Origin of the sequence: Lentzea sp. DG1S-22 (assembly GCF_036321065.1) — a bacterium.
GTDB lineage: Bacteria > Actinomycetota > Actinomycetes > Mycobacteriales > Pseudonocardiaceae > Lentzea > Lentzea jiangxiensis.
In genome coordinates this window covers 6,485,821-6,497,687 of the sequence record NZ_CP143276.1, presented here as the reverse complement: position 1 = coordinate 6,497,687, position 11,867 = coordinate 6,485,821, and the positions used below count along the sequence as shown (strand labels likewise).

Annotated in this window: 15 protein-coding genes; 1 reads left to right on the top strand and 14 read right to left on the bottom strand. The window is 70.3% G+C overall.

Annotated elements, in window-relative coordinates:
• Positions 1-3: 3 nt before the first annotated feature.
• The 7 genes from V1227_RS30640 to V1227_RS30610 all read right to left on the bottom strand — a co-directional run bounded on the left by V1227_RS30640 (position 4) and on the right by V1227_RS30610 (position 5,820).
• Positions 4-369, bottom strand: a complete 366-nt coding sequence (locus V1227_RS30640) for an NADH-quinone oxidoreductase subunit A (protein WP_030478224.1) — start codon at positions 367-369, stop codon at positions 4-6.
• A 267-nt stretch (positions 370-636) separates the two neighbouring features.
• The gene (locus V1227_RS30635) at positions 637-1,902 is read right to left on the bottom strand and encodes a geranylgeranyl reductase family protein (RefSeq protein ID WP_090094636.1); all 1,266 of its coding nucleotides are present in this window, start codon (positions 1,900-1,902) and stop codon (positions 637-639) included.
• 38 nt (positions 1,903-1,940) lie between these two features.
• Positions 1,941-2,348: a hypothetical protein gene (locus V1227_RS30630; RefSeq protein WP_329788809.1), complete on the bottom strand. Its 408-nt coding sequence runs from the start codon at positions 2,346-2,348 to the stop codon at positions 1,941-1,943.
• Positions 2,349-2,487: 139 nt separating this feature from the next.
• Entirely contained in the window at positions 2,488-2,892 is a 405-nt protein-coding gene (locus V1227_RS30625; protein WP_329788808.1) for a hypothetical protein, read from the bottom strand.
• Positions 2,893-2,924: 32 nt separating this feature from the next.
• The gene (locus V1227_RS30620) at positions 2,925-3,632 is read right to left on the bottom strand and encodes a demethylmenaquinone methyltransferase (RefSeq protein ID WP_329788807.1); all 708 of its coding nucleotides are present in this window, start codon (positions 3,630-3,632) and stop codon (positions 2,925-2,927) included.
• Between the two features lie 29 nt (positions 3,633-3,661).
• On the bottom strand, positions 3,662-4,765 hold the full coding sequence (locus V1227_RS30615; protein ID WP_329788806.1) for a glycosyltransferase: 1,104 nt from the start codon (positions 4,763-4,765) through the stop codon (positions 3,662-3,664).
• Positions 4,762-5,820, bottom strand: coding sequence for a glycosyltransferase family 4 protein (locus V1227_RS30610; protein ID WP_329788805.1), 1,059 nt, complete (start codon positions 5,818-5,820; stop codon positions 4,762-4,764). The genes V1227_RS30615 and V1227_RS30610 overlap by 4 nt, the downstream gene beginning before the upstream one ends.
• A 159-nt stretch (positions 5,821-5,979) precedes the next feature.
• Here V1227_RS30610 and V1227_RS30605 point away from each other — a divergent pair, with 159 nt between their 5' ends.
• Positions 5,980-6,813, top strand: coding sequence for an inositol monophosphatase family protein (locus V1227_RS30605; RefSeq protein ID WP_236216858.1), 834 nt, complete (start codon positions 5,980-5,982; stop codon positions 6,811-6,813).
• Here the strand turns inward: V1227_RS30605 and V1227_RS30600 are convergent.
• The 7 genes from V1227_RS30600 to paaA form a co-directional block, all read right to left on the bottom strand.
• Positions 6,798-7,427 (bottom strand): hypothetical protein, encoded by a 630-nt coding sequence (locus tag V1227_RS30600; RefSeq protein ID WP_329788804.1) that lies wholly within the window; start codon positions 7,425-7,427, stop codon positions 6,798-6,800. The two genes, V1227_RS30605 and V1227_RS30600, sit on opposite strands and share 16 nt — an antisense overlap.
• Entirely contained in the window at positions 7,373-8,095 is a 723-nt protein-coding gene (locus V1227_RS30595; RefSeq protein ID WP_329788803.1) for a hypothetical protein, read from the bottom strand. The genes V1227_RS30600 and V1227_RS30595 overlap by 55 nt, the downstream gene beginning before the upstream one ends.
• Positions 8,096-8,148: 53 nt before the next feature.
• Positions 8,149-9,204, bottom strand: coding sequence for a 1,2-phenylacetyl-CoA epoxidase subunit PaaE (gene paaE, locus V1227_RS30590; RefSeq protein WP_329788802.1), 1,056 nt, complete (start codon positions 9,202-9,204; stop codon positions 8,149-8,151).
• A 1-nt stretch (position 9,205) separates the two neighbouring features.
• On the bottom strand, positions 9,206-9,697 hold the full coding sequence (gene paaD, locus V1227_RS30585) for a 1,2-phenylacetyl-CoA epoxidase subunit PaaD (protein WP_329788801.1): 492 nt from the start codon (positions 9,695-9,697) through the stop codon (positions 9,206-9,208).
• Entirely contained in the window at positions 9,694-10,578 is an 885-nt protein-coding gene (gene paaC / locus V1227_RS30580) for a 1,2-phenylacetyl-CoA epoxidase subunit PaaC (protein ID WP_329788800.1), read from the bottom strand. Before paaC ends, paaD begins: the two co-directional genes overlap by 4 nt.
• A 64-nt stretch (positions 10,579-10,642) precedes the next feature.
• On the bottom strand, positions 10,643-10,927 hold the full coding sequence (gene paaB, locus V1227_RS30575) for a 1,2-phenylacetyl-CoA epoxidase subunit PaaB (protein ID WP_089915556.1): 285 nt from the start codon (positions 10,925-10,927) through the stop codon (positions 10,643-10,645).
• A complete protein-coding gene (paaA, locus tag V1227_RS30570) occupies positions 10,924-11,865 on the bottom strand; it encodes a 1,2-phenylacetyl-CoA epoxidase subunit PaaA (RefSeq protein ID WP_329788799.1) in 942 nt (313 codons plus the stop codon). The genes paaB and paaA overlap by 4 nt, the downstream gene beginning before the upstream one ends.
• Between the last annotated feature and the right edge of the window lie 2 nt (positions 11,866-11,867).

Here is an 11,867-nt window from a genome sequence, read left to right as displayed (position 1 = left end):
TCCTCAGTTCCAGTCGAGGCCGCCGCGACGCCACACGTAGACGTACGCGAAGCCGACCGTGGCGACGAACAGGACGATCTCCACCAGCCCGAACAGGCCGAGCTTGTCGGCGGCCACGGCGAACGGGTAGAGGAAGACCATTTCGATGTCGAACAGGATGAACAGCATCGCCGTCAGGTAGTAGGCGACGGGCATGCGCCCCCCACCCACGACCGGCTGCGGGCTCGGCTCGATGCCGCACTCGTACGCGTCGAGCTTCGCCTTGTTGTAGCGGCGGGGTCCGATGTAGGGAGCTGCGGTCACCGAGAACAGTGCGAACGCCCCGGCAAGCGCGAACATCAATACGAGGGGGAGGTAAGGGTCAAGCACGCTCCGTCGTCCTTTCCTCGCGTGTCGAGGCGCACCCTAAGGGTGTAGATCTGCCAAGCGTTTGTTAGGCGGACCTAACAAACGCTTGTGAAACAGTTCACAAGCTCGATCACACTGTTGTGAAGTGATTCACAAGCTCGATCGCCAGTGTAGAACGCCTGTAAATGACCTAGGTCACAGGGTCTGACCTGGGGGTTTAATCTGGGGGCAACATACGAAACGGCACCGGCTCGTATAGAGCCGGTGCCGTCACCTATTCGGAGTAATTCATGCCGTCGGAGCGAGCTTCGTCGCGGCCACGATCAGCTTGTCCATTGCGTCGCCGTCCTTGGGGTCGTAGAGGCCCGCCAGGAGCTTGAGCACGAGTTTCATCAGGCGTTTCCGCGGCATTCCGTACTTCGTTGCGGTCCGCATGATCGCCGGGTTGCCGATGAGCTTCGAGAAGACGTTCCCGAGCCGGTAGTAACTGCCGAGCGCCTCCTCGATCCGGACCGGGTAGCCGTGCAGCGCCCGTTCACGGTTGACGCCGGTCCGCGCGAGGGCCTGGACGATCGACTCACTCGCGATCTTGGCCGACTCCATGGCGTAGCCGATGCCCTCGCCGTTGAACGGGTTGACCATGCCGCCGGCGTCGCCGACGAGCACGAGCCCGGCCCGGTAGTGCGGCTTGCGGTTGAGGCCCATCGGCAGCGCGGCGCCACCGATGCGGCTCGTCGCGTTCTCCTCGCGGAAGCCCCACTCCTCCGGCGTCGCGTCGAGCCAGCTGCGCAGGAGCTGGCGGTAGTCGGTGGTGCCGTAGGCCTTCGAGGTGCTGAGGATGCCCAGGCCGACGTTCACGCTGCCGTCGCCCATGCCGAAGATCCAGCCGTAGCCGGGCAGCAGCTGGCCGTCCGGCGCCCACAGCTCGAGGTGCGACTCGAGGTAGTCGTCCTTGGTGCGCGGGCTGTTGTAGTACCGGCGGACCGCGACGCCCATGGGCTTGGCGTCGTCCTTCTGCAGGCCGACGGAGAGAGCGAGCCTGGCGCTCACCCCGTCGCAGCCCACGACGATCGGGGCCCTGTAGGTGACCGGGTTCCTCTCCGGCCCCTGCTTGCCCTCCACGCCCACGACCCGGCCGTTCTCGACGATGGCCTTCGTGACGGTCGTGTGCTCGTGCATGCGCGCGCCGGCAGCCTTCGCGGCGTTCGCGAGCATCTCGTCGAAGTCCATGCGCGGGCGGACCACGCCGTAGTTCGGGAAGGTCGCCAGGTCCGGCCAGTCGAGCTCCATCGTGACGCCGCCGCCGACCACGCGCAGACCCTTGTTGTGCAGCCAGCCGTTGCTTTCGCGGGTGTCGATGCCCAGGTCGATGAGCTGCTTGACGCCTCGGGGGGTCAGGCCGTCGCCGCAGACCTTCTCCCTGGGGAAGGTGCTCTTCTCCAGCAGGAGGACGTCGAGGCCCGCCCTGGCCAGGTAGGTCGCCGCGGTCGAGCCCGCGGGTCCCGCGCCCACCACGATGACGTCGGCGTCCTCGTTGATCCCGCGCCTGCTCATCCAGACTCCCTAACGTGTGCCGTGACTCCTCCGCGACTCTAACCGGAGTCCGCTGAGACCAGCGCCGCCAGTCGCTGCCGCAGGTCGGGCGCGCGGTGGTCACCGCGTTCCTCCAGCACCCGCAGCGCTTCCCGCCAGCACTCCAGCGCCCGCGCGGTGTCGCCGAGGTGCCGCAGGGACTCGCCGAGGATGTCGAGCCGCAGCGCGTGGTTGCGGGGGTTGTCGTGGTGGTCCTCCCAGGCCAGCGCACGTTCGCACAGCTCGGCGGCTTCGGCGTGGGCTCCCGCGACCTGCCTCGCCCGTGCCACCGCCTGCCACGCGAAGCTCCGGTGGCTGTCCGTCTCGCCGAGCAGGCGGAGGCTCCGTTCCGCGTGCGCGAGCGCGCGTTCGTGATCACCGAGGCCCGCGTGCGCCCCGCTGAAGCAGAACTCGATGAAGCTGCGCATCTTGGCGCCGCGTGGACGAGCGGCCAGAGCCTCGCGAAGGTGGGTTAGCGCGCGGCGTGCCGTCCCACCTCCACCGCCACCCAGCCGAGGTGTACGCATGCCTCCGCGACCAGCTCCGTGTCGCCGAGCTCTCGCGCGGTCACCGCGTTGGCGCGGTAGACCTCTTCGGCACGCCGCCAGTCGCCTCGGCCAGGACGTCGCCGGGGGCGACCGGCCCGCCGGGTCCGTAGCCGCGCAGGTTCACGTACAGGGTGCCGTCGGGGAAGTGCCGCTGGGCCTCCCGCGCCCACCTGAGCACCAGGGACGTCTTGCCCACCCCCGCAGTGCCGACCACGGCGGCGAGCACGGTGGCGCCGGTGTCGAGCGCGGTGGTCAGCCGGTCGAGGACGGCCAGGTGCCCGGTGCGGCCGACGAAGCCGGGTGAGGCGAACGGCAGCTGCCTCGGAACCGCCGGCCGGTCCGGCACCGCGCCCACGGACAGGTGCGCGACGTACGCCGCCTGCACGGCGTTGCCGTGGTTCTCACCGAGGTCGTTCGCGTGCACACGACCCAGTGTGACGTGGTGCGGCGGTCGGATCAGCTGTCGTTTCGGGTGACCTTCGGCTTCGTGGCGCGGTGCAGCGCCACCATGCCGCCGGTCAGGTTGAACCAGGCCACGTCCTCCCAGCCCGCCTGCGAGATCAGCTCGCCCAGCGCGCGCTGGTCCGGCCAGCTGGCCATGGATTCGGCCAGGTAGGAGTAAGCGACCGGGTTCGAGGACACGAACCTCGCGATGAGGGGGAGGAGCTTGAGCAGGTAGCGCATGTAGACGAAGCGGAACGGCCTCCACACGGGGGTGGAGACCTCGCAGATGACCATGCGGCCGCCGGGCTTCGTCACGCGGGCCATCTCGCGCAGGGCGGCGACGGTGTCGTTGAAGTTGCGGATGCCGAAGGAGACGGTGACGGCGTCGAAGGACTCGTCCTTGAAGGGCAGGCGGAGGGCGTCCGCGGCCACCTTCGGGACCCGGCGGTGGGAGCCCGAGGCGAGCATGCCCACGGAGAAGTCCGCCGCCACGCACCAGGCGCCCGAGGCGGCGTACTCGACGGTGGAGACCGCGGTGCCCGCGGCGAGGTCGAGGACCCTCTCGCCGGGGCGGGCGTCGAGGACCCGCCTGCTCCACTCCCGCCAGCGGCGGTCGAAGCCCAGCGTCATGACCGAGTTCGTGCGGTCGTAGCCCTTGGCCACGCCGTCGAACATCTCGGCTACCTCGCGGGGGTTCTTGTCCAGGCCGGCTCGCGACATGCTCCCAGACTAGGTCAGGGTCGCCGGGATCATCTCCAGGGCACCTTCAGCGCGGCGAGCATGCCGGTGACGGCGGTGTGCCACGGGTACTGCTCGGCGCGGGCCCTCGCGGCCTCCCGCGAGCCCGTCGCCAGGAGGTGCCGGGCCGCCGTCGCGAAGGCCGCGGCGTGGTCGGGGACGGCGGCCCCGCACGAGGGCTGCACGATCTCCTTCAGGGCGCTGCTCCTGCTCACGACCACCGGCGTGCCGCTGGCCAGCGCCTCCAGGGCGGCCAGGCCGAACGTCTCGTGCGGGCCCGGCGCCAGGGAGAGGTCGGCCGAGGCGAGGAGGTTCGCCACGTCCGAGCGGGACTTCACGAAGCCGAGGAACGTCACCGGCAGGCCGGCCGCGCGCTTCTCCAGGGCGGCGCGCCGGGGGCCGTCGCCGGCGATCACGAGGCGGGCGGAGTGGCCCTGGTCGTGGAGCTCGGCGAGGGTGTCGACGGAGCGTTCGACGTGCTTCTCCGGCGACAGCCGTCCACAGTGGATCAACAGGTTCTCGCTGCCCTGCAACAGGTCTCGCCGCAGGTCCGCGGAGTGGCGGGTCGGCGTGAACGTGGCGAGGTCCACTCCGAGCGGCACCTGGGTGACGTTCGTGGCGCCGATGCGGTCGAACTCCTCCCGTGCGAAGCCCGTCGTGCAGACCACGGTGTCGTAGGAGGCGGCCATGCGGCGGTTCGCCCAGTCCGCGGCCGTGACGGCCCGGGGTTCGGGGAGGACGAACCGGAGCAGGCGGTCCAGGCGTTCGTGGGAGATGACCACGTTCGGGATGTCCCGTTCGCCCGCCCACGCCCCCATGCCGCGCAGGGTCAGGCGGTCGGAGACCTCCAGGCGGTCCGGGCGGAGGTGGTCGACCAGCGTCTTCACCCGCCACGGGTCGACCACGCGGTAGCCGCCCGTGTACGGGATCTTGACCGCGGGCAGGGTGATGCGCCGGACTCCGCCGGGGAGCTCCTCGTCCGCGTGGCGCGAACCCGGCACGACCAGCACCACCTCGTGGCCCAGCTGCGCGTAGCCGGTGCCGAGGTGGTGCAGCGCCGTGCGGAGGCCGCCGGACTTCGGTCCGTAGAAGTTGGCGAGCTGGACGATCCTCAAGCGGCCGCCTGGTGGGTGAGTCCCATGACCGCCGCGTAGTGGCCCATCAGCTGCTCGCAGACCGCGGGCCACGTGCGGGTGAGCACCGACCTGCGGGCGGCGACGCCGAACCGCCTGCGCAGCAGCGGGTCGCGCAGCAGGTCGACGTACCGGACGATGTCGTCCTCGAACAGGTACCCCGTGCGGCCGTGGCGCACCAGGTCGCGCGGGCCGCCCGCGTTCGGGGCCAGCACCGGCAGACCGGTGGCCAGGGCTTCCTGGACGGCCTGGCAGAACGTCTCGTGCGGGCCGGTGTGGATGAAGACGTCCAACGACGCGTAGGCCTCCGCCAGCTCCTCGCCGGTGCGGAAGCCCAGGAACTCGGCGTCCGGCATGTCCGCCTCGAGCTGCTCGCGGTCCGGGCCGTCGCCGACGATCCGCAGCTTCACGCCGGGCAGCCCGTGCAGCTCCTTGAGCCGGTGGACCTGCTTCTCCGGGGCCAGGCGGCCGACGTAGCCGATGGTCAGCTCGTCGTTGCGCCTCGGCCGCGGGTGGAAGAGGTCGACGTCGACGCCGCGGCCCCAGCGGTGCACCCGCGGCACGCCGTGCCGCTCCAGCGCCTCGACCGCCGAGCTGGACGGCGCCAGGGTGCGGTCGGCGAGGGTGTGCAGGCGCTTGGTCCACCGCCACGCGGCGCGCTTGGTGAGGCCGAGGCCGTAGTTGCCCGCGAACCCGGCCACGTCGGTCTGGTAGACGGCCACGGTCGGCACGTCGAGCTTGCGCGCGGCTCTGAGGCCGTAGGCGCCCAGCACGAACGGCGACGCTAGGTGCACGACGTCGGGCTGGAAGCCGGCGAGGGCGTGCAGCACCCTCGGGCCCGGCACGCCGATCGGAAGACTGGTCACCAGCGGCACGTCGACGGAGGGGACCCTGACGACGGGCGTGCCGTGGTGGTCGTCCGCGCCGGCGCCGGGCGCCACGACGAGCGCCTGGTGGCCGCCTCGGCGCAGGTGCTCCAGCACGCGGAGCACGGAGTTGGTGACGCCGTTCACCTGGGGCAGGAAGCTCTCGGTCACGATCGCTACTCGCACACCGACACCCTGAGGTGCCCGCATGAAGTCCGCGTGACGCGGGATTTGACGCGGACAGAACACCTCACGTCGTGGCCAGGTGATCGTCGATTCGTCATCTGCGCTTCGGTTTCCGGACACACGACGCGGTGAAACTAGGCCAGCATGACCGTCTTGTCGTCCCGTCCCGCGCACCCGGTAGACCCCGGCCTGGTGTCCATCGCGCTGGAAGTGGCCGGTCGCCTGGCGAACGACGCCTCGGACGTCATCATGGCCACCGCCGGCCGCGGCGTGCGTCCGGACTCCGGCGAGTCCCCGTTCGACTGGGTCACCGACACCGACCGCACCCTGGAACGCCACACCCGCCGCGTGCTCACGGCGGAGTTCCCCTCGATCCCCGTGTTCTGCGAGAACACCGACGCCGACGTCCCCGGTGACTCGGAGTTCCGCTGGGTCGTCGACCCCGTGGACGGCACCGCGAACTACACGGCGGGCATGCCGTGGTGCGCCTACAGCCTCGCCCTGGTGGACCGCTGGGGCCCCGTCGTGGGCGTCGTCGCCGACCCGTACCGCTCGCAGATCTACGCCGCCGCGCGCGGCCGTGGCATGCGCGCGAACGGGACCCCGGTCCGCCTTACCGAACGCCAAGGCGACTCTCTTGTCGTGTGCACCGAGATGACGCGTACCGGTCCGTGGCCGGGCATGGGCGAATTCATCTCCACGGCCGCGATAGCCGGAACGGGCGTACGCGTCCTCGGGTCGAAGTGCCTCGCCGTCGCACAAGTGGCGCTGGGTCACGTGGCCGCAGCCGTGCTGCACGGCTACCACGAATGGGACGTCGCCGGCGCGGTGTCACTGGCCGTGGAGTCGGGTGCGGTCGTGCTCGACAGACGAGGCGAGGGTGCTCAACTGCCCGTGGACGGCTTACTGGTGGCGGCCCCGGACGCGGCCGACGAGGTGCTCGCCTGGTGGCAGTCGGCGCTTCAGGCCGACAGCTGAGGCAGCTGCTTCTCCAGGAACTCGAGGTGCGTGCGCGCCTCGTCCAGCTCGGGGTGGTCGAACATCTGCAGGGCGACGCGCCCGACCTCGTTCTCGAACTGGTGGAAGTCGTGCGTGGCCTTGAGCAACCGCTGGTAGACGGGGTGCTGCCGGTCGACGGCACCCAGCGCCCGCCCGAGCTGCGCGATGCCGCGCACGTCGTCGAGCTCTCCGGTCAGCTGCTCGCTGATCCGCCGCAGCCACTCCTTGGCGGGCGAGTTCGGCACGGTCTGCACCGCGGCCGCCACCCGGCGCGTCGACTCGGCACAGCGTTCGACCAGGTCGGACCACATGTCGTAGGGCTGCTGCGGGATCGGCGGGTGCATCGGGCGCGGCGCGGCGCGCGGGCGCTGCACCGAGCGGCGCAGGAAACCGACACCGGTGCCGATGACCGTGCCGGGGATGCCGCCGAACAGCAGGGCGACCATCACGATCGCGACGAGCGTGACCAGGGCGGACGCGGGCGGCTTGCCGCTCGTGTTCGGCACGGCCAGGTCGATCGCCAGTGTGAGCGCGCCCATCAGCAGGGTGCCGATGCCGGCACCCCAGAGCGCTGAACGGGCCACAACCCCCATGCCACGTGATCGTGCCATGTTCTTCGACCGTTCGTGGGCCGTCTGGTCCACGGATTGCATCCTGTTGCTGCTATAGTTCTTCTTGCCGGTTCCAATAGGAGCCGGAAGTGGACCCGGTTCACCCGCCGGACGACGGGTTGCCGGGTTTCGCGCTGTCTAGGGGCTTTCTGCGCCGATACCTCTTCGATCAGGTCAACAGCTCGCCTGCGCCAGTCCCCACCTGCGCCGTACGACCATGCGATCGCATCGCTGATCCACAGCAACGGATCCTCGACCGGCTTCAGATGCTCGTACGTGAAGGTTCCCCCGAACTTGCGGATACCCGACGCCAGCACGCGACGATCAGCAGCGTCCTGGTGCTGGCAGCTTTCCAGCACCAGACGCGATACGTCGAGGTCCACCAAGCGGGGGATCATGTCGAACAGACAGGCGGAGCGCGCCGAGGCGTCGTTGTTGTGCTTGCACGTCCAGACATGGGCGCGCACGCCGAGAGTGCTGATCTGCGCGAGCACCTCCTTGCGCTGGCGGTCCCCTTCATCGTTGAAGTGGATTCGCCGCTGCCCGCGCTTCACCAGCCCACGCATCACCGATCGCATCGCGTCCAGATCACGCGAACGCACCAAGGTCACTGCGATGAGGTAGGTCGCACCACGACGCGACTCGTCCAAGAACCCATGCCACATGGACCATATGGTCTCAAAGGAGTAACGGACTGCTCCGTTCAGGCGTCGAAGTCGACCGTCACGCACTCGCTGGTCGACACCGCCTGGCAGGTGAGCACGAACCCGGCCGCCACCTCGGACTCGTCGAGCGCGTAGTTGCGCCGCATCTCGACCGTGCCCTCCGTGACCAGCGCACGGCAGGTGCCGCAGACACCGCCCTTGCAGGCGAACGGCAGGTCGGCGCGCACACGTTGGGCGGCGTCCAGGATCGGTTCGTCGGCCGGGAGCGGCAGGGTCGTCGACCTGCCGTCGAGCACGACCGTCACCGACGAGGCGGCGTCCACGACGGTCTCCGTGCGGCGCGGAGGGGGCGGGGGCGCGTCGACGTAGAAGAGCTCGTGGTGCACGCGTTCGGGAGCTACGCCGCGATCACGCAGCACGGCTGTGGCGTCCTGGACCATCTCGTACGGGCCGCAGAGCCACCATTCGTCGATGGCGTCGAACGGGACGACGCTGCCGAACAGCGCCGTCAGCTTCTCGGCGGTCAGGCGGCCGGTGAAGAGCTCCACGTCGCGCGGTTCGCGGGACAGGACGTGGATCAGCTGGAACGTCGCCGGGTAGCGGTCCTTCAGGTCGGCGAGCTCGTCGGCGAACATCACCGTGTTGGTGCTGCGGTTGCCGTACAGCAGGGTCACGCGGGCGCCGGTGGCGAGGACCGTGGCGGCGATCGACAGGGCCGGGGTGATGCCCGAGCCGGCGACGACCAGGCCGTGGTGGGTGCCGGTGCCGGACGGGGTGAACCTGCCCAGCGGCGGCAGGACCTCGACCACGTCGCCCAGGACCAGGCGGTCCACGAGCCAGGTCGAGAACTGGCCGCCGTCGACGCGGCGGACGCCGATGCGCGGGGCGGCGCCGGCCGGGGCGCAGATCGAGTACGAGCGGCGTTCGTCGCCCTGGCGCAGGGTCAGGTACTGGCCCGCGGTGAAGGCGAACTCGTCCGCCAGGTCGCCGGGCACGTCGAAGGTGACCGCCACGGCGTCGTCGCAGAGGCGGTCGACGCGGGCGACGGTGAGCTTGTGGAAGGCAGCCGCGCGTTTTCCGGTCTTGGACGACAACTCAGATCTCCTTGACGTGCTCGAACGGTTCGGAGCAGGCGTTGCAGCGGCGCAGGGCCTTGCACGCCGTGGAGCCGAACCGCGAAATCTCCGAGGTGTTCGGCGAGCCGCACCGCGGGCAGGCGACCTGCCTCGACGGCGGCACCAGGTTCAGCGGCACCGGGCCCGCGACCGACGGGCCGATGCGCGCGGGCGGCGCGATGCCCGCGGCGGCGAGCTTCTCGCGGCCCTCGGCGCTGATCCAGTCCGTGGTCCAGGCCGGGGACAGCGACAGGCGCACCTCGACCTCGGAGAACCCCGCGCCGAGCAACGACCGGCGCAGGTCCGCGCCCATCTCGTCGATCGCGGGACAGCCCGAGTAGGTCGGGGTGATGGTGACGACAACGCGACCGTCCACTTCGGACACGTCGCGGAGCACGCCGAGGTCCGCCAGCGTGAGGACCGGGAGCTCCGGGTCCCGCACGGCCGACGCGACCTCCAGCGCCGTCGTCACCAGACCGCTCCCGGCAGCGAACGGTGCAGGTGCTGCATCTCGGCGAGCAGGTAGCCCATGGCCTCGGTGTGCACGCCGTCGCGACCCGCCATGCCCGCGACGCGGGCGGCCTTCGTGTCGGCGGGACGCGTCAGGCCCGCGGCGGACAGCACCGCCTCCAGCACACCGTCCACTTCGGACCGCAGCGACGCCGGGTCGACGGCGACACCGCTCAAGCGCGCCTCGACCGCGTGCGGCGCGAACAGCTCGTCCACGTACGGCCACACGCGCTCCAGGCCCGCCTGCATGCGGCGGTGCGACTCGTCGGTGCCGTCACCGAGGCGGACGGTCCACTGCGCGGCGTGGTCGCGGTGGTACGCCAGCTCCTTGAGGCCCTTCTCGGCGATCGCGGCGAGCACCGGGTCGGCCGAGCCGCGCAACCGCGAGAAGAGCGCGAGACGCCACGACGAGAACACCAGCAGGCGCGCGATGGTCGTCGCGAAGTCGCCGCCGGGGCCGGGACCGCAGTCGATCTCGGCGAGGTGCACGTTGCGGAACTCGCGTTCGTCACGCAGGTACGCCAGCTCGTCCTCGGTCTTGCCGAGTACCTCGCCGGCGCGCGTGAGCAGCATGCGGGCCTGGCCGAGGAGGTCCAGCGCGATGTTGGCGAGCGCGATGTCCTCTTCGAGCTCGGGGGCGCGCGAGCACCACTCCGCGAGCCGCTGCGAGAAGATCAGCGCGTCGTCGCCGAGCATCAGGCAGTACGCGGCGAGGGCGTCGCGGTCGACGCCGGCCGGGAACTCGCGGTCGACGCCGGACAGGGCCTCGGAGAAGCCCGTTCCGAACGCCCAGTGCGCGTCCTCACCACCCAGCAGGGACTCGTAGGCGTTGTCGAAGCCCATCAGGCCACCCATTCGCGGGGTGAGGCATTGTCACTGTGTTTTGCGGGACACCCGCACCCGAGTTTCATAGGTGCGGCACGTCCTCGGGAATCGCGTAGAACGTCGGGTGCCGGTAGACCTTGTCCCCGGACGGCGCGAAGAACGGGTCCTTCTCGTCCGGCGAGGAGGCCGTGATCTCCGTGGCGGGCACGACCCAGATCGACACGCCCTCGTTGCGGCGCGTGTAGACGTCACGGGCGTTGCGCAGCGCCATCTCGGCGTCCGGCGCGTGCAGCGAACCGACGTGCACGTGGTTCAGCCCGCGCTTGCCGCGCACGAACACTTCCCACAGGGGCCAAGACGTGCTCACGCGGCACCTTCCTTCGACGGGGCGTGCTTGGCGGCGTGGGCGGCCGCGGCTTCGCGGACCCACGCGCCGTCCTCGTGCGCCTTGCGGCGGTGGGCGATGCGCTGCTCGTTGCAGACGCCGCCACCCTTGACCACCTGCCAGAACTCGTCCCAGTCCGGCGAGCCGAAGTCGTACTGGCCGCGCTCCTCGTTCCACTTGAGCTCGGGGTCGGGGAACGTCACGCCGAGCGCCTCGGCCTGCGGCACGCTCATGTTCACGAACTTCTGCCGCAGCTCGTCGTTGGTGTCGCGCTTGATCCGCCACGCCATCGACTGCTCGGTGTTCGTGGACTCGGCGTCCGGCGGGCCGAACATCATCAGCGCCGGCCACCACCAGCGGTTGACCGAGTCCTGCACCATGTCGCGCTGCTGCTGCGTGCCGCGCATCATCGTCATGAGCAGCTCGTAGCCCTGACGCTGGTGGAACGACTCTTCCTTGCAGATGCGGATCATCGCGCGCGCGTACGGCCCGTAGGACGTGCGGCACAGCGGCACCTGGTTGCAGATCGCGGCGCCGTCGACCAGCCAGCCGATCACGCCGACGTCGGCGAACGTGAGCGTCGGGTAGTTGAAGATCGAGGAGTACTTCTGGCGGCCCTCGATGAGCTTGGTCGTCAGGTCCTCGCGGTCGGCGCCGAGCGTCTCCGTCGCCGAGTACAGGTACAGGCCGTGGCCCGCCTCGTCCTGCACCTTCGCCAGCAGGATCGCCTTGCGCCGCAGCGAGGGCGCGCGGCTGATCCAGTTGCCCTCCGGCTGCATCCCGATGATCTCGGAGTGCGCGTGCTGGGCGATCTGCCTGATCAGGGTCTTGCGGTAGCCGTCGGGCATCCAGTCGCGCGGCTCGATGCGCGCTTCGGCCTGCACGGTGCGCTCGAAACGCAGCTCCAGGTCATCCGCCATGC